The sequence below is a fragment of the Campylobacter sp. RM5063 genome (assembly GCF_024723655.1).
Lineage (GTDB): Bacteria > Campylobacterota > Campylobacteria > Campylobacterales > Campylobacteraceae > Campylobacter_D > Campylobacter_D lari_D.
Genome location: NZ_JANQDA010000010.1, coordinates 33,239 through 57,775, shown reverse-complemented (window position 1 = coordinate 57,775; position 24,537 = coordinate 33,239). Strand labels below are relative to the sequence as shown.

Sequence of the window (24,537 nt, the reverse complement as noted above, 5' to 3'; positions counted from 1 at the left end):
GGCGCGGGCTTATTAATACTAACTTTATCTTCATCTAATACAGCAACAAAATCAATACTATTGTTTCCTGATATTTCAACTTTTTCAAAGTCATTTATATTATTTTTTAATCCAGCTAAATTTATAGTAATTATATTGCCACTAGTGTAAAACATAGGTAATGGTATGTATTGTAATTTACCACCTTCTATTTGATAAGAATTTGCTATAAGTTTAGAATTACCATTATTTCCAAAATCAAGCTGCAAAATAGCATTGTTTTTTTGGTTATATAGACCTTCTACAATTAAATCACTTAAGTCTTGATTTCCAGGTCTCACAATTCCTTGATTGTATAAATTATTTTTTATTAAACCATTTCCGCTAAATTTACCATTAGTTAAAACTTTAACCTCTCCACTTATAATTCCTTTATTATTTTGTGTTTTTATTAGGGAAAGCTCACCCTCTTTTACTATAGTTTTACCAAGATAAGTATTTTCTCCACTTAAAATTAACCTCCCTTGACCATCTTTGATAAATCCAATATTTAAATTTTGTATTTCATCTTTTGGAGAATTTAAAGCATCGAGTCTATGTAAACTATCATCCCATTTTTTTTGAGATATGTCATTGCTAAAAATCGCGTTATATCCTTGAGTATTTATAGCATAGTAAGCTTCTTTTTCGCCATAAGTATCGGTAATATCTTGTAAATTTAATCTATTTGCATCTAAAATTCCTATACCATTTATGGCTTTTTCAATGTCTAGAATGCCTTGTCCTAAGATTTGTTCTTTTTTGAGAGTTTGTATTCCTTTGTAGTCTTCATTGGCATTTTGCATAAGTGGATATTTGTCGATTAGATTGTTTAATATCTTATCTGCTTCAAAACTCCAATATCCAGCATCTATCAAATCTTGTTTTATTTTATTTTTATCATCAGGGATAGGCGTATCTATATAAATAATAGTATAATAGGATTGTTTTCTTCCATTGGAAGTATTAAGAAGTTGAGTTTCTTTTACTGTTAGTTTTGGAGTTTTGTAATTTTTATTTGCTGTACTTAATAAAACATCAGCTATTTGTTTTCCATTTAAAAAAGGGAATTTTTCTGACACTAAAGCAGCAGCTCCACTTACCATAGGAGTTGCCATAGAAGTACCACTCATTTTAACATATAAATTTTTATCAGGTCTTCCAAAAATGGGTTGTATATTATAAGCAGCATTAACTGAATTAACAAAACTTCCAGGTGCTACTAATGAAAAATTTTCAACTCCTTTTAATCCATTGCTATACGATGCTATAGCTTTAGAGGATAATATAAGTTTTCCATTTTCATCTTTTGTAATTTTAGAAGAATCAATGGCTCCAATGCTAAGCCATGATCTTAAATTTTCATCATAATAAGGAAGAGTAGCATTAAATCCAGGTGATACTATACCCTCATTTCCAGCTGCAAATAGTATTAGAATGTTTTTTTCTTTTGCTAACTTTATAATCCCATCAAGCGGTTTATTGTTGTTTGCTAAATTTAAAAAATAATTAGAATTTTGCTTTTTAAGATCTGATACATACCATCCGAGCTGACTCATTCCTACTATTGGATATAATTGTGTATTCCAACTATTATTGATTATTTTTATTTCTTTATCTTTAAAATAATCATAAATATTATAAGGAATTATTTTTTGACTTCCATTGTTATAGCCAAAAATTTGAATTCCATACATTTTCGCATTGTAAGCAATCCCATATGGTTCTTTAATGTTTTTAAAATTACCAAGTATAATTCCTGCTACATGTGATCCGTGAGTGTCTACTGTTAGATCAGGAGTATAAGGTTTATTATTTACTGTTGAGTATTGTTGCTCTATGATTTGTCCTTGCAAACTAGGATGATTTGCATTAAAAGCAGAATCTATAATACCTACATTTATATTTTTTCCTGTGATATTAAGATCGTGTGCTTTATGAACATTAATAACTTCAAAATCATTTAAAGCTAAAATTTGAGTTATAAAAATAAATATTATTAAATATTTTTTCATATGACTTTCTTAAATTTTATTAAAGATTCTTATAATTTTTAAGTATAACAGAAATATTTTAATTTTGATTAGAAACTCTTGTTTAAGATATTTATATTATTTCTTTTCCTTCTATAAAAAGTTTTAACACTTCTTTGCTTTGTAAGATAAATTGCAAAGGAAGTTGTTTTAAATTTGCACTATTTGGTAAAGCAAAAAGACTAAAATCAGCTATTTTGCCTTTTTGAATTTGACCTAGGTTTAAATTTAAGGCTTTTGCGGCTTTATTTGTTGCCATTAAAAGTAACATTTTGGCAAAATTTTCTAACTCTAAATCATCATGTATAAGTAAATTTGCTCTCATTTCATCAAGCATGCTTAAAGAAGTATTTGAACTTAAGCCATCGGTTCCTAGATGGATATTAATACCATTTTTTAAAGCAGATTTTAATTTAAAAGTATTTTTACTCAAAAGCCTATTTGAAAAAGCACAATGCGTGATTGAGTGCAGATTTTTATCTAGCAAATTCCATTCTTTAAAATACACGCAATGTGTAAATAAAGTCCTTTGATCTTTAAAAAGTTCTAAAAAGCTTTGCGGAGTGTAAAGTGGCATAGGATTTTTGCTAAATTTAGCCAAGCTCTTTTTAAAACCACCTTTTTTAAATCTTAGCCAGTTGTTTTCATGATTACTTTCAAGAAAATGTGTGCTTAGTAAATGATCATTTTCTCTAGCAAGTTTTATAGCAAATTTAGCAAGCTCTGGGTGGGTTGAGTAGGGTGCATGCACTGAAATAGCAGGGATAAATTTAGAAGTTTTAAAGCTCATGCTTTTTTCATAACGAGTTAAAAATTCCTCTTTTTTTGCTTGGATAAAATTTTCATTTGAACCTAAAATTTCATTAAAAAATATCACTCTAGCTTGTGAATTTACACAAGGGTTTAAATCGCCCCCAAAGCTTGAAATTTCTCCTATAGTAGCAGTGCCACTTTTTAGCATTTTATGAATATTTTGTGAGATTAATTTTTCTTTGGCTTTTTCGTTTAATTGCTCGCGGTTATTAAAAACACTATCAAGCCATTTTAAAAAGTCTCCAAAGACTAAATTTCCATTATTTGCACTAAATTCTAAATGCGTGTGTGGATTGATAAAAGCAGGTAAAAGTAAGGTATCTTTTGGAGTTGGTATAAGCTTAGCTTGTGGGTAGGATTTTTGTAAATTTTCTAAGCTATCAATTTCTAAAATATTATCATCAAAAAGAATAGCTTTTTTTTCTAAAATACTAAATTTATCATCACAGGTTAGGATGATTTTGGGTGCTATTATAAACATTTTCCATCCTTTAAAAAAGTAAATTGTAGCTAAAATTTAGCTTTAAAGTGTTATAATATAGTAAATTTTACTAAATAAAGGTTAGATTATGAAAGTTATGGTAATACAAGGACCAAACATTAATATGCTTGGTGTAAGAGAAACTCACATTTATGGTAATATGAAAATGGAAGATATCCACGAGCAAATGAAACAAGCCGCAAAACAAGCTAATGTGGAGATTGAGTTTTTTCAAAGTAATTTTGAAGGTGAGCTAGTTGATAAAATTCAAGAATGCTTAGGCAGTGTAGATGGAGTGATTATTAATGCAGCTGCTTATGCACACACTTCTATAGCAATCCGTGATGCGATTGCGGCGATTAATATGCCTGTGATTGAAGTGCATATTAGCAATACTTACAGAAGAGAAGAATTCAGACAAAAAAGCATGATAGCACCAGTTTGTGCAGGTAGCGTGGTAGGTTTTGGTCCTTTTGGTTATCATATGGCTCTAATGGGACTTTTCCAAATTTTTGATCAAATCAATGCATATAAAGCAGCTCAAGCAAAAGCACAACAAGCAAATCAATGAATTTTATCTTAAAAAACGAAAATGCACTTTTTTATGAGTGCGGCTATTCTTGCGATAATGCTTTATTTTTAAAACTTGAAGATAAAGCTTTTTTCATCACTGACGCAAGATATAGTTTTGAAGCTAGCGAAATGATAAAAAATGCTGAGGTAGTTTTAGCACAAGATCTTTTTGATAGCGCTAGAGAGCTTTTAGAAAAAGCAGGAATTGATAGGGTGTATTTTGACCCAAAAGACTTTAGCTATTTTGAATTTAAAGAACTTAGTAAAAGTGCAAATATCGTTTTTGAGGAAAAATTAGACTTGAGTAAAAACAAACGCATTATAAAAAATGCTAAGGAATTACAACTTTTACAAAAGGCTGTAAATTTTGGCAAAGAATGCTTTGAAGAATTTGCTAATTTTATCAGCCAAGAAGGCTATGGAAAAAGCGAAAAAGAATTACATTTTAAAGCGTGTGAAATTTTTCAAAAAAAAGGTGCTTTAGGACTTTCTTTTTCACCTATTGTAGCTATTAATGAAAATGCGGCTAAAGCGCATGCTTTACCTAGTGATAAATGTTTAGAATATGGAGATTTGTTATTAGTTGATGCGGGTGTGGTTTATCAAAGGTATTGTTCTGATCGCACAAGAACGGCTTGTTTTGATGAGAGTGGCATAGTGTTTGATAAAAATAAGCCAAATTTTAAAGATAAAGAAATTATGCAAATTTATGAAGTGGTTAAGCAAGCCCAACTTCAAGCTATAGAAAAAGCACGCGCTGGTATGATGGCAAGTGAGCTTGATTTTATCGCAAGAGAAGTGATTAAAAACGCAGGTTTTGAAAAAGAATTTATTCATAGCTTAGGGCATGGAGTGGGACTTGATATACATGAGTTGCCAAATATTAGTCCAAGAAGTGATTATGAGCTAAAAGAAGGTATGGTATTTACCATTGAACCTGGAATTTATATCAAAGATAAACTTGGCATTAGGATAGAAGATATGGTCTATCTTGATAAAAAAAAGGCAGTGGTGTTATAACTTGCTGATTAAAGGGGCTAGAAGGTTAGAAAAAATTCGTTTTTTTCCTTTTTATTCAAAGGCTGATAAAAAAGGAAAATACATAGCCATTATAGGACTTGGAAGCAATATAGAAGATGAAAAAAAACGCTTTCGGAGTTTATTTAGGCTTTTAATGCAAGATAAACGCTTGCAAGTATTGCAAACATCGCCATTTTTGATTAATAAAGCTTTTGGCTTTGAAGAGCAAAAAGACTTTACTAATGCAGTGATGGTTGTAAGCACAAGTTTGCATGCAAGAGCACTTTTAAAAGTTTTGTTTTTTTATGAGTTTAAATTCAAAAGAAAAAGAACTTTTAAAAATGCTCCTAGAACGCTTGATTTGGATTTGTTGTATTTTTCAAAAAAAGCGCGTAAAGATGAGTATTGCATAGTGCCTCATGCGGGGGTAAATGATAGAATTAGCGTAACTTTGCCTTTGGGCTTGTTAAGATAAGGAAAAATATGGGACAATTGATTCATACTTTTACGGTTGAAAGCACAGATGAGATTATACCTAAGGTCAAGCAAGATTATGGCGATAAGGCTTTGATAGTAACTAATAAGCAAATTCGTCCAAAAACTATCAATCAAAAGCCTTTGTATGAGGTTATAGTGGCGATTGAAGAAGCTGATTATGAAGAGCATTTAAAACAAAATAATTTGCCTATGCCACCAAAGAAAAAACCAAACACAGCAAGTTTTCCTGAGGCTAAAATTCAAACTCCAAAACTTGAAGATGAAAAAAAAGAAGAAGATGTAGTGCTTGATTTTTCTTCAAAAGCTAAGCAAAAACCTATTAATCCTTATTTAAATACAAGCAAAAAAGATGATAATTTTTTAAATTTAAAAAACAAACTTTCTCAAGTTAGTTCAGAAATTAGCAAGGTTTCAAACTATCAAGATTTTTCTATGCCAAATCCAAATTATGATAAAAAAATAGAAGCTTTTGAAAAACAAATGAACAAGCTTAATGATAAAATGAATTTACTTGTGGATATGATGTGGGATGATAAGGCAGATTTACGCAAAGAATTAGCTATACCACCTGAGTTTGCAAGTATTTATAAGCAAGCTAAAGCAAGTGGTATGCAAGAAGCGCATTTAGAAGCGATTATGAAAGCGACTATTGAAAATATGCCAAGCACCATGAAATCAAATCAAGAAGCAGTGCAAAGGTATTTTTACTCACTTTTGCGTAATATGCTTCCATGTCGTTTAGAAAGTGAAATTAAAAAGCAAAAAATCATGATGTTGGTAGGTCCAACAGGAGTAGGTAAAACTACAACTTTAGCAAAGCTTGCTTTTCGCTATGCTTATGGAGATAGACGCTATAAAACCGGTATTATAACTCTTGATACTTATAGAATAGGCGCAGTAGAGCAACTTTTTCAATATGCTAAGATGATGAAACTTCCTATTATTGATAGTATAGAGCCAAATGACTTAGATGATGCGATTAGAAGTTTAAATACTTGTGAGGTTATTTTAGTAGATACAACCGGAAATTCACAGTATGATAAGGCAAAACTTGAAAAAACAAAAGAATTTTTATCGCATTCTAATGCGCAAATTGATGTGAATTTAGTGCTTTCAGCAAATACAAAATATGAAGATTTATTAGAAACTTATAATAATTTTTCATTTTTAAATATAGACACTTTAATCATTACAAAATTTGATGAAACAAAAGTATTTGGAAATGTGTTTTCTTTGCTTTATGAAACTAGCACTCCGATGAGCTTTTTTTCCATAGGTCAAGAAGTACCTGATGATATAGAAGTAGCAAATAGCGACTTTTTGGTGCGTTGTGTGTTAGAAGGTTTTAGAAGGGATGAAAATGAGTAATCAAGCAGAAAAATTAAAAGATCTAGTAAAAAATGAAAACTCAAATGTAAAACATACCCATTTTATCGCAGTTACTAGCGGTAAAGGTGGAGTTGGAAAAAGTACTTTTAGTGCAAATTTGGGCAACATCCTAGCTAAAAATGGATATAAAGTAGGGCTTTTTGATGCAGATATAGGGCTTGCAAATTTAGATGTGATTTTAAATGTGCGTGTAGAAAAAAACCTTTTACATGTTTTAAAAGGTGAATGCTCACTAGAAGATATTCTAATAGAAGTCAAGCCAAATTTATGGCTTATCCCAGGTGAGAGTGGCGATGAAATTTTAAAATACAATGATAAAAATATTTATGAGAGATTTTTAAATCAAACAAGTATTTTAGATGATTTAGACTTTTTAATCATTGATACAGGAGCAGGTATTGGTGGCAATATAGGGAATTTCTTAGAAATGTCTGATGAGGTTATTGTCATAACTGTACCTGATCCTGCCGCAATTACCGATGCTTATGCTACTATAAAAACTACTTCAAAGACTAAAGAGAATTTATTAATGGTATTTAATGTAGTTAGAAATGAAAATGAGGCTTTAAGAATTTTTGATAATATTAAAAAAGTAGCAGATATTAACATTAAGCATAATTTAAATTTAGAATTTTTAGGATTTTTAGGTCAAAGTAAAGATATTAGTTCTAGTATTAAAAAAAGAACTTTATTTAGCGATGATGATACTAATGCAAGTGATGAACTCAAAGCCATAGCTTCTAAGCTTTTGTATAGGTTGGAACAAAAAGTGCTTAATAATGTGGGAGATAAAAGCATTATGAGTTTCTTCAAAAAGCTTTTGGATCGTTTTTAGATTGAAGGAAAAAGATGAGACCAGAAAATTTTGTTGCTTTTTTTACTGTTTGTGGTTTTTTTATAGGATTAATGTTCACCATAGTTAATATAGAAGATGCAGTAGAGATAGTTGTATATACTTGTTTGATTACTTTTGTATTTTATGTGTTAATCCATATAGTAATTATGATTTTTGTAGATGCAAATAAAATTAGTGGTAGAAGCTTTAATAAAGAAAAATATGAAAATGAAAATAATAGCTTTATAGCAGAATTAGCTGCAAGAGAAAAGAAAATGGATTACTTGCTTGAAAAACTTCAAGAAGAGCGTGAAGACCTTAAAAAACTTGATAGCTCTTCAAAAAGAAAAGTAAAACATGCAGCCGCATAATGCTTATGCTTCTACGCTAAAAAAAGAACAAGATGACTTAGTCATCTCTTATATGCCCGCATTAAGAGCTATGGCTTTTAGACTTAAAGAGCGTTTGCCTGCAAGTATTGATGTAAATGATTTAATTAGTATTGGCGTAGAAGAGATGATTAAACTCTCGCGTCGCTATGATAAAGAACAAAATGACAATTTTTGGGGTTTTGCAAGAAAAAGAGTAAATGGAGCTATGCTTGATTATCTAAGAAGCCTTGATGTAATGAGTAGAAGCAATAGAAAAATCATCAAAGATATTGACGCTATTATAGATGAGTTTTATCAAGAAAATGAAAAAGAACCTGATGATGAGTATTTAGCACAAAGATTAAATTTAGAAGTAGAAAAGGTAAAAGAAGCAAGAGCAGCTCATGCTATATCGCTTGTTATGCCTTTAGATGAACAGCTAAATTGTTTTAATGATAGTAATATCATAGAACAAATAGAAAAAGAAGAATTAATAGAAAAAATCAACGCGGTTTTGGAAGAATTTAAAGAAAGAGAAAGGCTTGTGATACAGCTTTATTATTATGAAGAATTAAATTTAAAAGAAATTGCAGAGATTTTAGAGATTAGCGAGTCAAGAATTTCACAAATTCATAAGCGTTTGCTTAAGAAGATTAGAGAAAGGCTAGTTTAATGGCTGAAATACTTTCCCAAGAAGAAATTGATGCTCTTTTAGAAGTCGTTGATGATGATAGCGATGATAGTGCTGCTTCTTCAAAATTAGAAGAAATAGAAGATAAAAGAGATATTGTAGTATATGATTTTAAGCGTCCAAATAGGGTTTCAAAAGAACAACTTCGTTCTATTAAAGGAATTCATGATAAATTAGCTAGAAATCTTGCTTCGCAAATTTCATCTATGATGAGAAGTATAGTTGAGATTAAACTACACTCAGTTGATCAAATGACTTATGGTGAATTTTTGATGTCTTTACCTTCACCGACAAGCTTTAATGTTTTTTCTATTAAGCCTTTAGATGGAAATTGTGTTTTAGAGATTAATCCAAGTATTGCTTTCCCTATGATAGATAGGCTTTTGGGTGGTCAAGGTGAAAGTTTTGACACCTTAAGAGAGCTTACAGAAATAGAACTTAACTTGCTTGATTCTATTTTGCGTATTATTATGCAAAGACTTAAAGAAAGTTGGATGAATGTTACGGAAATTTATCCAAGTGTTGAAGCAAAAGAATCAAGTCCAAATGTTGTGCAAATTGTTTCTCAAAATGAGATTGTTATCATGGTGGTAATGGAGATTATCATAGGAAATTCAAGTGGTATGGTAAATATATGCTATCCAGTTGTGCATTTGGAAAGTATTTTGAGTCGTTTAGCAAATCGTGATATTATGATGGGTGAAACTTCGGCTAAAAAGTCAAGAAACAAAGAACTTAAAACTTTGATCGGTCGTGCTGAAGTGATTTATGAAGCTATGCTTGGTAAAACTTTTATCAATGTAAATGAATTTTTAGATTTAAAACAAGGAGATATTTTAAAACTTGATAGAAGTGCAGATGATAAAGCTATAGTAGCCATAGATAAAAAAGAAGTATTTTTAGCTCAAGTAGGACTTCATAGATTTAGAAAGTCGATTAAAATCTTAGAACTTATTAAAACTGATAAAGATGAGATTAAAGAAATGCTTGAAAAATATGAAGATGAAAGAAGAGCAAAGGCAAATTCTTATGATGAAAATGAAGAATTAGAAGAGGAAGAAGATGATCAATGATTTTTTAGGCATATTTGTCAACGAGTGCATAAGCACAATAGAAGGCTTAACAGGGAAAAGTGCTGAATTTAGCGAGTATTATGAGTATGATGTAAATTCTCAAGATTCTATGACTCCGCCATTAGTTAGTGCTACTTTTAGTGTCAATAATGAGATGAAAATCAAAATCTTAGCAAGTGCGGTTTTAATGAGTGCAATTGGTGAGTGGATGATGGGAGAAGAAGAAATCTCTAAAAATAGTGAGCTAAATGAAGATGAAATGGACGCGGCTAAAGAAGCTATACAAAATATCATTTCAGCATTTTCTACAACCTTAGGTGCACAAAAAGAAATTCCAAAAATGGAATTTAGTTTAGAAAATTGTGAATTTGTTGCAGATAATCTAGAACTTGGCAGCTTTCATAAAATATATTTATATAATTTAAAAATAGCTGATTTAGAAGAGAAAATTTCCTTAGTATTTGATGAGAAAATTTATAAAGTTTTAACTAAAACTGATTTAGAAGAAATTGTTACAACTCATGAAGAGCATACTCAAGACCATAAAACCTTAGCAAGCGTTGAAGAGTTAAGAAATATCGGCTTGATTATGGATGTGCGTTTGCCTATAAGAGTGCGTATTGGTAGTAAAAAAATGCTTTTAAAGGATGTTTTAACTATGGACATAGGTTCAGTTATCGAGCTTGATCAATTAGCTAATGATCCTTTAGAAATTTTAATAGGTGATAAAAAGATTGCCTATGGGGAAGTAGTTATTGTAGATGGAAATTTTGGAGTACAAATTACTGAGATTGGCTCTAAAAAAGAAAGATTAGAGCAATTAAGATGAAAAATTAGTTCTCTAATCAAAAAACAATAAAAATCAATATAAGCTAAAAGGCTTAAAATCAAAATGCAAAGATTTTGGAGTATTTAGCTTGAAAGGTTTTAACTCTTTTTTAGGAGCAACAATTAAAGCATAACTGCCTTTATTATATCTATCCCAAATGCTAAAAAATTGACTTTTAGAGCTTATGTATTCTCCATGGCTTGGATCAAGCACTTGTAAACAATTCCCCTTGTGATTAATAATTACCACAAAATGTGGGAAGCATGGGTCATCTTCAATTTTTACAAGCATTGGAATATTTACAAGCTTGTCTAAGCTTTCTCTATTGATTTGGTATGAATTGCTTTCATAGCCTAGTTTTTTAACTGCATCGCTTAAATCTGCAAAGCTTACCATATCCGTATAAAGCTTTTGTCCGCTCATGGTTTGTAAAAGTTTAAGCTCATCAAACTTTTTATCATCAAGTATATTGAGTAAAGTTGCCAAAGATGAAGCCCCGCAAGATTGCTCGTAAGTTTGTCTTATTACTCTTTCGTTTTTAATTTCTTGATAAGACTTGACTACCCATTCTGCTTTTGCATTCAAAGAAAGAATGGATAAAAATAATAAAATTTTTAAAATTTTCTCCATAAGCTTATCCCAAATATACTATCAGGCGAAGCAGAACTTCCCCCAAAACTAGCATTAACAGAAACTGCGGTATCTGAATTAATGCTATAAGTAGAACCTAAACTTAAAGTTGGAATAGAACGCACTTCAGAATTTTGATAGCCATTGATTTTTTGCTCGGTTTGAAATCTTTGCTCTGCTCCTAAATCCAAAGTAATCTTAGGACTTAGTATGATAGATAAATCCCCACCCACATAAATACTATTTCCATACTCTATTTTAAGGGTTTTAAATTTTCTTGATTGATTATAACCAAAACCGGTATAAATGCTATATACAACAGGGTCGCTATATCCCCTTAAACTAGCTTGTAAGCTTTGTGATTTTAGATAAAAGTTTTTGGTTTGATTGATTGCTTTTTCTCTTTGAATGACTGCAGTTTGAAAGGTAATTTGTGGAATTAAATCTGCAATGCTATCTCCTGTATAAATAAAACCTAGCCATAAACATCAAAACATATTCTGTTTTTACTAGAATACTCATTTGTAAAAAAGTTTGTATATTCAGCTCTTGCATAACTTCCGCCCCCTGACACAAGTATATCGAACTTGGGTGTTAGGGTATAAATGAAAGTTTGAGTTAAAAACACTTGCTTTGTATCATTCCAAATTGTAGGATCTCCACCTACAATGATGTTGGGATAAAGTGCATAAGAATTTGCATTTCCTGTACTAAGCAAAGAAAAGCTTGTGATACTTCTTAAGCCTATTTGCTTTTTAAATAAACTGTCTATACTTAGTTCATCACTAGCAAAAATACAACTAAGTAAAACCATAAATGTTAAGAAAATCTTTTTCATTGTTACCTTTCTAAATATTTTTAGATTTTTTCCATTAAAACAATAAATGTTTCAAATAACAAATTGATTTTAATATGTAATTTATGATATTCTTTAAAAAAGAGTAAAAATAGCTAAAAAAGGAAGTTATGTTAAAGAAGTTAGCAAGTTCTTTAATTTTAGGTTCTTTGTTAGTAAGTTCTGCTTTTGCTGGGGATTTTTTAGCTAAAGTTAGTAATGGTGCTTTAAGTGATAATTCTCAAGGCGTAAAAGTTCTAAATGTAGATGAAATGAAACAAGTTAAGGGTGGATATTTAGTCGGTTTTAAATTTTTTAAAGATCGTCCAAATTTAATTTCAGAAGTTTATGCAATTGCAGATTTTTCAGAATACGAACTTAGCAATCTTAACAAGGGTCTATGTGGTGCAGGAGATGAAAAATGCTCAAACCCTAGTAGAGATAGATTAATTTCTTGGTTGCAAGCGAGTGCTAATTCTCCTGCTGAATATCGTCCTGTATATAAGGTAAAAAGACAAATAAAATACTCAAATTTAGGACAGCCTTATGTTTTATTTACTTATGGAGTCGGTGTTTATAATGTAAAGAATGGACAAATATATCAATATAATTCTAGTCCTATGTTAAATAATAATACAATCATGAGAGAAATTGCTTATAAATATCAAAATTCTATACAAGATGCCATGGGTGGTTGGAATCCAAGATTATTTTAATAAAATATCATAAAAAAAGGGTTTTCTATGGTAAATTTTGATACTCAATATACAAATATTAATTATCTAAGCAATAACACGAACAATAAAAAATCTGTGCTTAAAAACGATGATAATTATTTTAATTCCGTGATAAAAAAATTTAATTTCTCTGAAAAAACCAAAGAAGAACAAGGGTATAATGGATCTCCTGATGTAAAAGAAGTAGAAAACTCTTTATATAAAAGATATACGGAAGATAAACTAAGCAAGGATGAAATAAAAATACTTAATAAATTTGGCACAGACTATCTTACAGAAGGCGTAGATTTGTCCGCACTTCATAAACGAAAAGTTGATCTTTTAAAAACTCTTACAAGTATGAATGAATTTGAGAAAATATGGGGTGCTGAAAGGGCACAAAGAGAAAAACAATTTTTTAATGAACTTGGTAAGTCACTTACTCAAGAAGATATAGATAGGTTCTTAGCTAATAAAAACAATCAAAAAGAAGACAAAGAAAAACCCTTTAAACCTATACAAGCAGAAAGTAAAAACAAAGAAACTTACAAAGATGATAGTACAAGAAACGAACTTGTAAAAAAACTATTAGAAGATAAATTTAGTACAAGCGATGAGTTGAAAATTCTTTTTGGTGTTAAAATAGATGTAAAGATTTAAATAATAACGAATTTACTAAAATCTTTTCATAATTAAGTGTGTATAATATATAAAAGTGTGGATTTGAAAGTTTAGAAATTTAAAAAAATCTAATTTAATGCAGTTTGCAAAAGAAAATTATTTAAAAATTACATAAAAGATTATTATAAAAATTTAGCTAGAATAGAATTTATTTTAACTAAAGGTTATAAAATGAATGAAAAAATAATCCAAGATTTAGAAAAATTTGCTAACATGCCAAACCTAAAAAATGCTATAACTTTTTTTGGTTCTGCAAGATTAAAAGAAGACAATGAGTATTGTATTTTGGCTTCAAAATTAGCTCAAAAGTTAGCTGATGAGGGTTATAGCATCATCAGTGGTGGTGGCGGTGGTATTATGCAAGCTGCAAATTACGGGGCTATGCAAAGTCAAGCTTCGCACTTGAAATCTTTTGGATTTAATATACATTTACCATTTGAGCAAAAAGCAAATGACTTTTTAGAGTATAATATCACTTTTAAGAGCTTAGCCATTCGCAAAATGGCTCTTATCCAAAAGAGTCTAGCTTTTGTGATTTTCCCAGGCGGCTTTGGAACATTAGATGAATTTTTTGAAATTCTTACTCTTAAGCAACTTAGTTTTAAAAAAGATGTTCCTATTATTTTAGTTGGGCAAAAATTTTGGCAACCTCTTGATGAATTTATCAAAACTTCTTTACTAGAACTTGGAACTATATCTAAAAATGATGAGTTAAAGTATAGTATAAGTGATGATTTAGATGAAATTATAAGAATGATAAAGGAAAAAGATGAAAATTCTTGTTGCAATGAGTGGGGGTGTAGATAGCACTGTAACTGCTTATAAGTTAAAGCAAGCAGGACATGAGATTATAGGTTGTTATATGAAGCTTCATGGAAAAGCTAATTATCATGAAGAAAATATACAAAAAGTTGAAAAAGTTGCTAAATTTTTAGACATCAAATATCATATTTTAGACTTACAAGAAGATTTTAAAAATCAAGTTTATATGCCTTTTGTTAATACCTACAAAGAAGGAAAGACGCCAAATCCTTGTGCTTTGTGTAATCGCTTTATTAAGCTTGGCAAGCTTTTAGAATTTGCTAAGAGTTTGGGTTGTGAGAAATTAGCTACAGGTCATTATGCAAGGATAGAAAATGGTTTGATTAAAATTGCAGTTGATGAGAGTAAGGATCAAAGCTATTTTTTAGCAAATGCAGAGAAAGAGGCTTTGGAATATTTGATTTTCCCTCTTGGAGAGATGAGAAAAGAAGATGTGAAAAAATTTGCTTCTACAATTGATGTTTTAAAATCTTTTGCAACACAAAAGGAAAGTTCTGAAATTTGTTTTGTGGAAGATACTTATGTGCAAGTTTTAGATCAGTTTATGGATACTAAAATTCCAGGTATTGTAAGAGATAGTAGTGGTAAAGAAGTAGGAAAACACGAAGGTTATATGCACTATACCATAGGTAAAAGAAGAGGTTTTGAGGTACGCGGGGCTCATGAGCCACATTTTGTGTTAAAAATTGATCCTAAAAAAAATGAAATCATAGTAGGTAAAAAAGAAGAACTTAAGATAAGTGAATTTAATCTTGATAATATTAATTTATTTGTTGATGCTAAAGAGCTAGATTGTGAAGTAAAAATACGCTATAGATCAAGATCAACCCCATGTAAAGTTTTGATTAATGAAGATAAAAGTGCAAAAATCATCTTACAAGAGCCTGTTTATGGGCTTGCTAGCGGACAAATGGCGGTATTTTACGATAAAGATTTGGTTCTTGCAAGCGGATTTATAAATTAACGCTAAAGGGTTGCACCCCTTTGGCGTTGCACCCTTATGTAATTATACTAACTTTTTTAAAAATTAAAATTATTTTATTGTAATAGAAAATAAGAAAATTGTAGTTGAGGTTTTTCTAAGATAGATTAAGCAAATCTTGTCTTAGAAAAATTATATTGCATTTGATAAGTTGATCTTATTCAGTCATATCAACAATTACTCCACGATCTTCACATCTTTCTTGTTTTACCTATTTTCGGTATGTTTATAGTTACTTTAGACTGTGTTTTTTAAAGCTAAAATATCTCCATAATGCTTATATCAAACCATAAAAGATCAAATTTAAGTAAAATTCCATAAATTACTGCACTAAATAATCCTGCGAAAATTCCTGCTAAAACATCATCTAGCATTACACCCAAACCACCTTTTGTTTTTTTGTCAATTTTACCTATGATAGAAGGTTTTGTGATATCAAAAAATCTAAATAAAACAAAAGAAAGCAAAAAAGTAAAAACACTCTGTCCGCAAATTGCCAAGGCTAAAAATACCCCAACAACTTCATCTATTACAATATGCTTATCATCGTGTATGCCTGTTTGTTTTTCATATTGATCGATGATTTTTATAGAGATTAAAAAAAGTAAAATTGCAAGTAAGATCAAAGTTCCTATACCCAAATACCTTAAAATAAAAAAAGCAGGGATTAGCGCTGCTATTGTACCAAAGGTTCCTGGAGCTTTATTAACACTACCTGAATAAAAAAAAGTTAAAAATAATTTTTGCATGATTACACCATATATGACATTTGATGAAGTTTTATAAGTTGCTCATAAAATTCTTTATCGCTTCGATACTCTAAAATACCATGTGTAGGGAAAAGATTACTATAGATATTTTGTTTATTATGAAAGCGATTTGGGAAAAGCTCAGATAAAATCAAAGCTGAAATTTCTCTTCTTATAAAAACTGCTGGTGGAATGATACCAAGTCTAAGTAAATTTTTTAAAGAATCACCATGGTATTTCATATGATGATGAGCTCCATGGGGACATGATTTGGTACTTACTACCATTTTACATTCATCACAAAATACAAATTCAGGAAGTATGGTAACTTCTATATTATAATCTTTTGCAAAATCATCAAGCACGGTAAAGGTTCTGTTTTGATTAAAATACATCCCAAGTCCTGCATGATTTTGTCCTACAAAAAGTTTATTGCAATCAAAACTTTTAGCCAAAGCACACTCAAGCACAGGGTTTAAATGCGAGGCAAAAATTTTGATATTATGTAAAGGTATAAGTAAAACCCTAGAAGATGGTAAGTAATTTTGCGCAAAAACATCAAAACAACGCTTTTTGAGTTTTAAGCTCAATCCGTTGTTTTCATAGGATTCTATAAGGAAAATAATCACTAAATCAGATTGTTCTATAGCCCATCTTAAAATTCTCTCATGTGCTCTATGAAAAGGATCAAAACTTGAAACAATGGCTGTGATATTAGAAGGATTTAATCTTTTTTTGATTTTTTCAAAATCTTCTTTAATGGCTTTGATATTATTGTGATAAATTTCAAATTCGCCACTTATACAAATTTTTCCAAAATCTTGGATCAAGCAAGCATTAGGTCTAAAAATATCATTGCTATTTTTATCATTTTCAAATTTGCTTTCTAAAATGATATGTCCTATGGGTTTATCATTGCAAATAAAGTCTATTTTATCGCCAACTTTTGCATTTTCTAAAGCAGTATTATTTTCTTTTGTACTTGCAGGTGCAAAGGTGAGAGTATAAGGAATTTTTTGTTTATGTATCATTCCTGTGGCTATAACTTCATCTCTTTCTTTTTGATTCATTAATTTTGTAAAAGAACCAAAAACTCCTTCTTTGATAAAACATAAAACTTCGTATTCTTCTTCTGAGATTGTAATACTATTTTTTCTTTGTAATGCCATATTTTTTCCTTTTTTCCCATAAAGATTTTCTAGAAATTCCTAATTTTTTTGACAAATCTGTATCAGGAAAGACATTTTGATAACTAATGATAATATGTTTAACATAATCATCAATAGTTAAAATTCCATTACTTTCGAAGTTTTTCTCATCCTCGCCTAGTTCTAAAATTTGAAAATCACTATGTTCAACATTTGTACTTGTATGTATAATAACAGCTTTTTTTAAAGCAAGGTTTAACACTTTTTCTTTGTCTGATGATTTTAGAGTTTGGAAATTTACAAGATAGTATAAACAATTATCTTTAAAGATTTTATCTAAATTTTGTTGATGTGAAAGATCTATATAAATATTTGCGACATTATGCTCATTGGTATAGTTAAATACAAAATGATCTGCAAAATTTTGATTATTAGTTTTTAAAATTAAAGGCAATTTGAATTTTTTATAATCAAAAGTTGGTAATTTAGCTGTCTCAAATTTATGTTTTAAATAAGACTGATAAGTATGATTTAAAATATTTATTTTCTTAAATTCTTGAAAATGTTTGATTTTTCGCGTTAATTCTTCTATCATAAAAGGCTTTTGTATATAATCACTCGCACCGGCTTTTAGTGGCGCTAAAACTGTATCTGAGCTTATATAAGATATGAGTAAAATAATAATTTTATGCTTAAAAATTTCTACAATATGTTCAAAATTAGCCATACTAGTAGAAAGCAAAATGATTTCATAATCATGATGAGCAAGCTCATTAACATTTGCAATAATATCACAATCATAACCTATAGAATTAAGTTTTGAACCTATGCTTTGAGCTAAATAAAATTCATTTTCTACTATTAAAACTTTCATAATTTCATCCAATCAAAATATTTTAAATTTACATTTGCTAAAACCGCAATTCCTTCTTTTCTTCCTACAAAACCTAAATGCTCTGTGGTGGTGGCTTTGATATTGATTTTATTTGGTGTTACTTTTAATATTTTGGCTATATTAAAAGCAATATCTTCTTTAAAATCTTTCATCTTAGGTGTTTGGGCTATGATAGTAATATCAGCATTCACAAGCTCAAATCCATAATTTTGCACCAAAGTATAAGCATTTTGCAATAAAAGCATAGAATCAGCGTTTTTATATTGTATATCATTATCTGGAAAAAGTTCTCCAATATCTCCAAGTCCTGCTGCACCTAAAAGCGCATCAATTAGTGCATGAGCTAGCACATCTCCATCAGAATGAGCTTTCAAGCCCATATTTTCATGTACTTTTACTCCGCCTAAAAGTAAGGCTCTTTGCTCTCCAAATTCATGCACATCAAAACCATTTCCATTAAAAATTTCCCAAGATGGTTTTGGTAAATTTAAGCTTTTTAAATCTTCTTTAAAGGTAATTTTTTTAGCTAACTCATCACCTTGTACATACCAAATCTTACCACCAATAGCTTGTATTGCTGTGCTATCATCGGTAAAATTTGCATTTTGCTCTAAAGCTTTTTTGAGCATACTTGTGCGCGAAAGTTGAGGGGTTTGTATGAGTTTTATTTTATCTCTGTCGATAACTTCTTGAGCATAAATTGCTGTATCGCTTACTTTTAAAACAGGTGTAATACAATCTGCTTTATCGTAATTTTCTATAATATTATTAAAAAGGTTTTTAGAAATCAAAACCCTTGCGACATCGCTAACTAAAACATATTCACTTTGTACTAAATTTAAAGCATTAAGTAATGATTGTGCTCTTGTATTACCGCCTTTAACAAAATGATACTCAGGTGCAAACCTTTTCATATAAGAAATATTACCAGAAGTAACAATTACTTGTTTAAAAGGGTAAAAAGAACTTAAATTTTTAGTTGCATAAAGCCATAATGGATGTTCACCTAGTCTTAAAAACTGCTTTTTTACTGGAGCATTAAATCTTGATGACTCCCCTGCTGATAGCATAATCAAGGAAATATCTAACATTTGTTACACCTTAATTTTTTATTAATGTTACGATATTATACACCATAAAAGCCAAAATTTATATTTAAGTTAGTAGAATTAATCATTTTAAACAACAAGGAGAAAAATTGAAGGAAAAAATCGAAGAAAGACTAAAACAAGTTATATATCCGGGATTTAAAAAAGATATAGTAAGTTTTGGTTTTGTAAAAAAGATTAATTTGAATGAAAAACAAGCTCATATTGTAGTTGAAATCGTTTCGGCTAATGCTCAAATTGCACAAGAACTTAGACTAAACATTGCAAATGTTTTAAAAGATTTAAATTTAGAGCTTAATTTAGAAATCATACAGCCAAAAATTCCTGAAGAAAAAAGCAATTCAAGAAGTGGTAAAAATATCGCTCCACAAATTAAAAATTTCCTTATGATTTCAAGTGGAAAAGGTGGGGTAGGTAAAAGTACTACAACTTTAAATTTAGCGATTTCTTTGGCTAAAATGGGTAAAAGGGTAGGGCTTTTGGACGCAGATATTTATGGACCAAATATACCAAGAATGCTAGGTGAAAGTAAAAGCAAACCTGAAATTGTAGGTCAAAAAATTCGTCCTATTTTATCTCATGGAGTTTATATGATGAGTATGGGTGTGTTGATAGAAGAAGGTAAGGGTTTAATGTGGCGTGGCTCTATGATCATGAAAGCGATTGAACAACTTTTAGCTGATGTGCTTTGGCCTGAACTTGATGTATTATTGCTTGATATGCCTCCAGGAACAGGTGATGCACAAATTACCCTAGCTCAAAGCGTGCCAGTGAGTGCGGGTGTGTGTGTAAGTACTCCTCAAGTAGTGTCTTTAGATGATAGCAAAAGAGCGCTAGATATGTTTGAAAAATTGCACATTCTTGTTGCAGGTATTATAGAAAATATGAGTGGCTTTTTATGTCCTGATAATGGTAAAGAATATGATATCTTTGGTAAAGGCACCACAGAAGAAATGGCAAAAGCTTATAAGTGTGAAGTTTTAGCTCAAATTCCTATCGAAATGAGTGTAAGAGAAGGTGGAGATAGCGGTAAGCCTGTAAGTTTTTATATGCCTGAGAGTGTAAGTTCAAAAAGATATTTACAAGCTGCTGAAAAAATCTGGGAATTTATAGAAAAGGTTAATCAAGAAGGTAAAGTAGATAATTCAGCTATTCAACCTATAATGAATGGCAAAAGCGCGTGCTCGCAATAAGGAGGAAAATATGCCAATAGAAAGTAAAGAAGAATTTTTAAATTTAATCAAGCAAATCGAACAAAGGATTAATTATAAAAAGCCTAAAGTTTTTGCTATAGCAAGACTTGATCTAAGTCAAGTTGATCCTAATAAAAAACTTCAAGCTAATTTTGGTGTGATTAATTTTGAGCAAAATTATGCCGCTGCAGCTGTTATGTTTGAAGCTTTTTTTAGAAGAGGGGTTGATGTTGATTTTAATGAAAGTGAGTTTGTAGCTACTTTGATTAAAGAAGATTTGGACTTTGCACTTGAATGCTTTGCGCCATTTTTACAAGAGCAAGGGCATAAAAATATAGAAGCAATCAAAGCAGCAAAGGAAAATTTTAGAGAAAATGCTTTTTCTTTTGTTTGTATTTTTGAAGATGAAGCACCAAAAAGCTTAGAAAGTGTGTATTTAAAACTTTATTTGCTTTCAAATAAAAAAGTACCTTTGAGAAGTTTAAATTTAACAGGTGCTTTTGGGATTTTACCAAATGTTGCATGGAGTGATAATAAGCCTATTGATTTAGACTTTTTAAGAGAAAATGAGATTGATTTAAAAATGAGTGGAAGGTATCCAAGGATTGATTATGTAGATAAATTTCCAAGATTTTTAGCTCATGTTATTCCTGAGGATAATACTAGAATTTTAGAAAGTTCTAAAGTAAGAATGGGGGCGGTTTTAGCTGCAGGTACTACTATCATGCCAGGGGCTGCTTATGTGAATTTTAATGCAGGTACAACTGGAGCTTGTATGGTAGAAGGGCGTATTAGTTCATCAGCTGTTGTGGGCGAAGGTAGCGATGTAGGAGGCGGTGCTTCTATACTTGGTGTTTTAAGTGGTACAAGTGGTAATGCTATTAGCATTGGTAAAGCTTGTCTTTTGGGTGCAAATTCGGTTACGGGAATTCCTTTAGGGGATAATTGTATCGTTGATGCAGGCATTGCTGTTTTAGAAGGGACTAAATTTGCTTTAAAAAATAAAGAAGAACTTCAAAAAATCAATCCTGATTTTAAATTTGACAAAGATATATACAAAGGTTTAGAATTAGCAGGGCTAAATGGCTTGCATTTTAGACAAGACTCTCAAAGTGGAGTGATGATAGCAGCTTTAAACAAAAAAGCTGTAAAACTTAATGAAGATCTACATTAAATTCTTAGCCCTTATGGGTTAAGAATTTTAAAACTCATGTTGTAGATTTTAAATTAAACTATAGATATTATAAAAATGATTTTTAGTATTTAGCTTTTTTTAGTGAAAAATCCTACATAAAAGCTTGAACTGAATACTTATCTAAATAATATTTATGATGATAATTTTTCAATGATATATTTTTGTTTAAAAATACATTGAGTTGCTATAAATTATAATTATAAAATAGTACTTAAGCGAACTTGGAATTTTATAAGAGTAGTTTCTCTTGAGAAGTTAAATTTGTTTTTTGACTTAAAGCAATAAAGCTTTGCAAGTCAAAAAACATTATAAATTCTTACATAGAGCAAGTATTTTGGATAGTTGAATTAAGCATCCAAAGAACTTTTTCATATTTTGCGATATTTTCTTGAGCAAATGCTGCAGTTGTAGTATCGCTTGCTTTTTCAGCTTCTTCATTTAATTTTTTAAATTCAGCTAAAAGATATTTATAATCTTCTCTAATAAATTCTAAAACTTCTACAGGAGTAAAGCAATCTTTACCATTTTCTAGTTTTGGGCTTTTTGCATTTTCCATTAAAACTTTTTGGCAAGTAATAGCTTTTTCTCCAAGTTGTAAAACTCTTTCAGCGCAATCATCAAAAAGTTCTGCCATTTCTTCATAAGCTTTTTCTGTATATTCATGAATTGAAAAAAACTGTAAACCTTTTACATTCCAATGATAATTATGAAATTTAACCCATAAATGATGAGCATCTGCTTGTAATTGTAATAATTGTTTTGTTACTGACATGTTATCTCCTTTTTTTATTTTTAAAATTATAACATAAAATTCTTAAATAATAATTATTATTATCTAATAAATTTTAATGTTAATAATTATTATATTTTCATTATACTCTTTTTTTACAATAAAGCAAATTTATTTACTTAATATATTTTTGAGTATTAATTTTCCCACCTCTACGCCAGGTTGATCATAAGTGTTAATTCCAAGCATAATGCCACATGCAGAAGTAAATAACTCATAATAATACATCAAATACCCACAGTGATAAGCATCTAATTTCTCAAGTTCTATTACATCAACACTTAAATTTTCAGCAATTAATGCATGCATGGTTGCATCGCATTGCGCGTTTAAAAGATTATGTAAATTAACTTCATTAGTAAAATCACAATTTTGTAAATGATTAAAGCTTATATTCGGGATACTAGGAGATTTTTGACTATCTTTGATTTTTAAAAAAGTAACAGTTTTATCTTTAGGTCCATCCATGATAAGTTGTAAAAAGCTATGCTGATCTCTAGCACCAATTAAAGCAATAGGAGTTAAACCTATGCGTTTAAAGCCTTGTTTTTTACCTAGACTTTCAGCAATTAGTTGAATATACCATTCATTAAAACCTTTAAAAGCATCCCCATAAGAAAAAAGCACATTAATATGCGCACTTTTATGTGTGCAGTAATGATAAGCCTTTTGTAAAATTTGATCACATTTTTTCTCAAAAAAATCTACATAACAAGCTTTTGCACCTTCTAATAAGGCTTTAGTATCATAGCCACAAAAGCTCAAAGGAACAATACCAATAGCAGATAAAACACTAAATCTACCACCGACATTTTTAGGTATAAAAAAGCATTTTATGTTTAATTCTTCTCCTAGTTTGTGAAGTTTTGATTCAAAATCAGTAATAAACACAAAGTTTTCATGCAAATTTTCATTTTTAAAATCAAAATGAGCAATGATGAGTTTAAATAAAGAAATCACTTCTATAGTTGTGCCTGATTTGCTTGCTATGATGAAAAGTGTTTTTTGGGGATTTATTTTTTGCATAGTTTGGGTAAAAGTATGTGAGGAAGTATTATCTATAATGAAAAGTTTTTTTTCTTCTACTTGATCAAATAAAAGCTCTTTTAAAGCTTTAACCCCACAACTTGATCCACCCATGCCTACTAAAACGATATTTTCTATATGAGTTTTAGTTGCGATAAATTCTTTACTTTCTTTGATTAAATCAAAGCTTGTATCTACTAAATGATAATACCCTATATCGCCACTTTCTAACTCATCATTCATTCTATTTGCATAAGCGGTAATTTTTTTAAAATCTTGGGTTTTAAAAAATAAAGTATTATTTAGCATTTTTACTTTTCTCATAAAAATAATTTGTCGCCTCAACAAAGCCTTCTACGCTTCCACAATCAAACCTTTTTCCTTTAAATTTATAAGCTAAAACCATATTATTAGTTGCTTGTGAAAGTAATGCATCAGTTAGTTGAATTTCTCCGTTTTTACCTGCTTTAGTATTTTCTAAAATACCAAAAATATCAGGCGTTAGAATGTATCTTCCTATGATAGCTAAGTTGCTTGGAGCATCTTTTGGATCAGGTTTTTCTACCATAGAATTTACCATGATCAAATCCTCTTCCACAGCATTTCCTGCTATAACCCCATAGTTTGAAACTTGATCAGCTTCAACTTCCATCACAGCTATAACAGAGCAGCGGTATTTTTCATAAATTTTTACCATTTGAGCTAAGACATTTACTCCATCTTCATTTACACATAAATCATCTGCTAAAATAACTCCAAAAGCTTCATCTTGCACTAAAGGCTTTGATTTTAAAACTGCATCTCCTAAGCCTTTCATTTCATTTTGTCTTGTAAAAGTAAAAGTGCAGCGATCTATGAGTGTTCTTATTTCACTTAAAAGATATTCTTTTTTAGTACCTGCGATTTGGTGTTCAAGTTCATAAGAAATATCAAAATAATCCTCTAAAGCCCTTTTTCCACGCCCTGTAACAAAGCCCATGGTTTCCATACCAGCTTCTAAAGCCTCATCTACACCATAATGAATTAAAGGCTTAGTTAGTATAGGTAGCATTTCTTTAGGTAGGGTTTTTGTAGCAGGTAAAAATCTAGTACCATAACCTGCTGCAGGAAAAATACAAGTTTGAAGCATAGTTTATCCTTAA

General features: G+C 30.0%; 25 protein-coding genes and 1 pseudogene. 15 read left to right on the top strand and 11 right to left on the bottom strand.

Annotated elements, in window-relative coordinates:
- The coding region (locus CAMP5063_RS04965) for a S8 family serine peptidase (RefSeq protein WP_337194918.1) at positions 1–2,033 on the bottom strand (2,033 nt) is incomplete at its 3' end.
- A 91-nt stretch (positions 2,034–2,124) separates the two neighbouring features.
- Positions 2,125–3,345 carry an aminofutalosine deaminase family hydrolase gene (mqnF, locus tag CAMP5063_RS04960; protein ID WP_337194917.1) on the bottom strand — a complete coding sequence of 407 codons (1,221 nt, stop codon included), beginning with the start codon at positions 3,343–3,345 and terminating at the stop codon, positions 2,125–2,127.
- Between the two features lie 88 nt (positions 3,346–3,433).
- On the opposite strand from mqnF, the gene aroQ reads away from it, so the two are divergent.
- From aroQ to fliY, 9 genes are read left to right on the top strand one after another with little or no spacing between them, the layout of a single operon-like run.
- Positions 3,434–3,916 carry a type II 3-dehydroquinate dehydratase gene (gene aroQ, locus CAMP5063_RS04955; protein WP_039625266.1) on the top strand — a complete coding sequence of 161 codons (483 nt, stop codon included), beginning with the start codon at positions 3,434–3,436 and terminating at the stop codon, positions 3,914–3,916.
- A complete protein-coding gene (locus CAMP5063_RS04950; RefSeq protein WP_337194916.1) occupies positions 3,913–4,938 on the top strand; it encodes an aminopeptidase P family protein in 1,026 nt (341 codons plus the stop codon). The genes aroQ and CAMP5063_RS04950 overlap by 4 nt, the downstream gene beginning before the upstream one ends.
- Position 4,939: 1 nt before the next feature.
- On the top strand, positions 4,940–5,413 hold the full coding sequence (gene folK / locus CAMP5063_RS04945) for a 2-amino-4-hydroxy-6-hydroxymethyldihydropteridine diphosphokinase (RefSeq protein ID WP_220566782.1): 474 nt from the start codon (positions 4,940–4,942) through the stop codon (positions 5,411–5,413).
- 8 nt (positions 5,414–5,421) lie between these two features.
- Complete coding sequence (flhF, locus tag CAMP5063_RS04940) at positions 5,422–6,804, top strand: flagellar biosynthesis protein FlhF (protein ID WP_337194915.1); 1,383 nt, start codon at positions 5,422–5,424, stop codon at positions 6,802–6,804.
- Positions 6,797–7,660 carry a flagella biosynthesis ATPase FlhG gene (gene flhG, locus CAMP5063_RS04935; RefSeq protein WP_133319628.1) on the top strand — a complete coding sequence of 288 codons (864 nt, stop codon included), beginning with the start codon at positions 6,797–6,799 and terminating at the stop codon, positions 7,658–7,660. Before flhF ends, flhG begins: the two co-directional genes overlap by 8 nt.
- A 14-nt stretch (positions 7,661–7,674) precedes the next feature.
- Positions 7,675–8,031, top strand: coding sequence for a hypothetical protein (locus CAMP5063_RS04930; protein WP_133319627.1), 357 nt, complete (start codon positions 7,675–7,677; stop codon positions 8,029–8,031).
- Positions 8,018–8,704: an RNA polymerase sigma factor FliA gene (locus tag CAMP5063_RS04925; RefSeq protein WP_133319626.1), complete on the top strand. Its 687-nt coding sequence runs from the start codon at positions 8,018–8,020 to the stop codon at positions 8,702–8,704. Before CAMP5063_RS04930 ends, CAMP5063_RS04925 begins: the two co-directional genes overlap by 14 nt.
- Positions 8,704–9,795, top strand: coding sequence for a flagellar motor switch protein FliM (gene fliM, locus CAMP5063_RS04920; protein ID WP_133319625.1), 1,092 nt, complete (start codon positions 8,704–8,706; stop codon positions 9,793–9,795). Before CAMP5063_RS04925 ends, fliM begins: the two co-directional genes overlap by 1 nt.
- Positions 9,785–10,624, top strand: coding sequence for a flagellar motor switch protein FliY (gene fliY, locus CAMP5063_RS04915; protein WP_337194914.1), 840 nt, complete (start codon positions 9,785–9,787; stop codon positions 10,622–10,624). Before fliM ends, fliY begins: the two co-directional genes overlap by 11 nt.
- Before the next feature lie 33 nt (positions 10,625–10,657).
- On the opposite strand, the gene CAMP5063_RS04910 is transcribed toward fliY, so the two are convergent.
- The gene (locus CAMP5063_RS04910) at positions 10,658–11,254 is read right to left on the bottom strand and encodes a C39 family peptidase (RefSeq protein ID WP_337194913.1); all 597 of its coding nucleotides are present in this window, start codon (positions 11,252–11,254) and stop codon (positions 10,658–10,660) included.
- Positions 11,239–12,092, bottom strand: a pseudogene (locus tag CAMP5063_RS04905) (hypothetical protein). The gene CAMP5063_RS04910 and the pseudogene CAMP5063_RS04905 overlap by 16 nt, the downstream one beginning before the upstream one ends.
- A gap of 128 nt (positions 12,093–12,220) precedes the next feature.
- Here CAMP5063_RS04905 and CAMP5063_RS04900 point away from each other — a divergent pair.
- From CAMP5063_RS04900 to mnmA, 4 genes are all read left to right on the top strand, one after another.
- Positions 12,221–12,805, top strand: coding sequence for a hypothetical protein (locus tag CAMP5063_RS04900; RefSeq protein ID WP_263666337.1), 585 nt, complete (start codon positions 12,221–12,223; stop codon positions 12,803–12,805).
- A gap of 27 nt (positions 12,806–12,832) precedes the next feature.
- The gene (locus CAMP5063_RS04895) at positions 12,833–13,465 is read left to right on the top strand and encodes a hypothetical protein (protein ID WP_337194912.1); all 633 of its coding nucleotides are present in this window, start codon (positions 12,833–12,835) and stop codon (positions 13,463–13,465) included.
- A gap of 192 nt (positions 13,466–13,657) precedes the next feature.
- The gene (locus CAMP5063_RS04890) at positions 13,658–14,293 is read left to right on the top strand and encodes a TIGR00730 family Rossman fold protein (protein ID WP_263664779.1); all 636 of its coding nucleotides are present in this window, start codon (positions 13,658–13,660) and stop codon (positions 14,291–14,293) included.
- Positions 14,256–15,272: a tRNA 2-thiouridine(34) synthase MnmA gene (mnmA, locus tag CAMP5063_RS04885; protein ID WP_263659443.1), complete on the top strand. Its 1,017-nt coding sequence runs from the start codon at positions 14,256–14,258 to the stop codon at positions 15,270–15,272. The genes CAMP5063_RS04890 and mnmA overlap by 38 nt, the downstream gene beginning before the upstream one ends.
- Positions 15,273–15,547: 275 nt before the next feature.
- Here the strand turns inward: mnmA and CAMP5063_RS04880 are convergent, their stop codons facing one another.
- From CAMP5063_RS04880 to CAMP5063_RS04865, 4 genes are read right to left on the bottom strand one after another with little or no spacing between them, the layout of a single operon-like run.
- Positions 15,548–16,039, bottom strand: a complete 492-nt coding sequence (locus tag CAMP5063_RS04880) for a phosphatidylglycerophosphatase A family protein (protein WP_133319620.1) — start codon at positions 16,037–16,039, stop codon at positions 15,548–15,550.
- 2 nt (positions 16,040–16,041) lie between these two features.
- Positions 16,042–17,208 carry a sulfate adenylyltransferase gene (locus CAMP5063_RS04875; RefSeq protein WP_133319619.1) on the bottom strand — a complete coding sequence of 389 codons (1,167 nt, stop codon included), beginning with the start codon at positions 17,206–17,208 and terminating at the stop codon, positions 16,042–16,044.
- Positions 17,186–18,061, bottom strand: a complete 876-nt coding sequence (locus tag CAMP5063_RS04870; protein WP_220566787.1) for a hypothetical protein — start codon at positions 18,059–18,061, stop codon at positions 17,186–17,188. The genes CAMP5063_RS04875 and CAMP5063_RS04870 overlap by 23 nt, the downstream gene beginning before the upstream one ends.
- Positions 18,058–19,173: a bifunctional 2-C-methyl-D-erythritol 4-phosphate cytidylyltransferase/2-C-methyl-D-erythritol 2,4-cyclodiphosphate synthase gene (locus tag CAMP5063_RS04865; protein ID WP_337194911.1), complete on the bottom strand. Its 1,116-nt coding sequence runs from the start codon at positions 19,171–19,173 to the stop codon at positions 18,058–18,060. Before CAMP5063_RS04865 ends, CAMP5063_RS04870 begins: the two co-directional genes overlap by 4 nt.
- 107 nt (positions 19,174–19,280) lie before the next feature.
- Between CAMP5063_RS04865 and CAMP5063_RS04860 the strand changes: the two genes are divergently transcribed.
- Both CAMP5063_RS04860 and CAMP5063_RS04855 read left to right on the top strand, forming a co-directional pair.
- Positions 19,281–20,384, top strand: coding sequence for an Mrp/NBP35 family ATP-binding protein (locus tag CAMP5063_RS04860; RefSeq protein ID WP_337194910.1), 1,104 nt, complete (start codon positions 19,281–19,283; stop codon positions 20,382–20,384).
- Between the two features lie 10 nt (positions 20,385–20,394).
- Positions 20,395–21,558 carry a tetrahydrodipicolinate N-succinyltransferase N-terminal domain-containing protein gene (locus tag CAMP5063_RS04855; protein WP_337194909.1) on the top strand — a complete coding sequence of 388 codons (1,164 nt, stop codon included), beginning with the start codon at positions 20,395–20,397 and terminating at the stop codon, positions 21,556–21,558.
- A gap of 337 nt (positions 21,559–21,895) precedes the next feature.
- On the opposite strand, the gene CAMP5063_RS04850 is transcribed toward CAMP5063_RS04855, so the two are convergent.
- The 3 genes from CAMP5063_RS04850 to galU all read right to left on the bottom strand — a co-directional run bounded on the left by CAMP5063_RS04850 (position 21,896) and on the right by galU (position 24,524).
- Complete coding sequence (locus tag CAMP5063_RS04850; protein WP_133319614.1) at positions 21,896–22,351, bottom strand: Dps family protein; 456 nt, start codon at positions 22,349–22,351, stop codon at positions 21,896–21,898.
- A gap of 129 nt (positions 22,352–22,480) precedes the next feature.
- Positions 22,481–23,704 carry a glucose-6-phosphate isomerase gene (locus CAMP5063_RS04845; RefSeq protein WP_263661162.1) on the bottom strand — a complete coding sequence of 408 codons (1,224 nt, stop codon included), beginning with the start codon at positions 23,702–23,704 and terminating at the stop codon, positions 22,481–22,483.
- Entirely contained in the window at positions 23,694–24,524 is an 831-nt protein-coding gene (gene galU / locus CAMP5063_RS04840; RefSeq protein ID WP_220566791.1) for a UTP--glucose-1-phosphate uridylyltransferase GalU, read from the bottom strand. Before galU ends, CAMP5063_RS04845 begins: the two co-directional genes overlap by 11 nt.
- Positions 24,525–24,537: the final 13 nt, after the last annotated feature.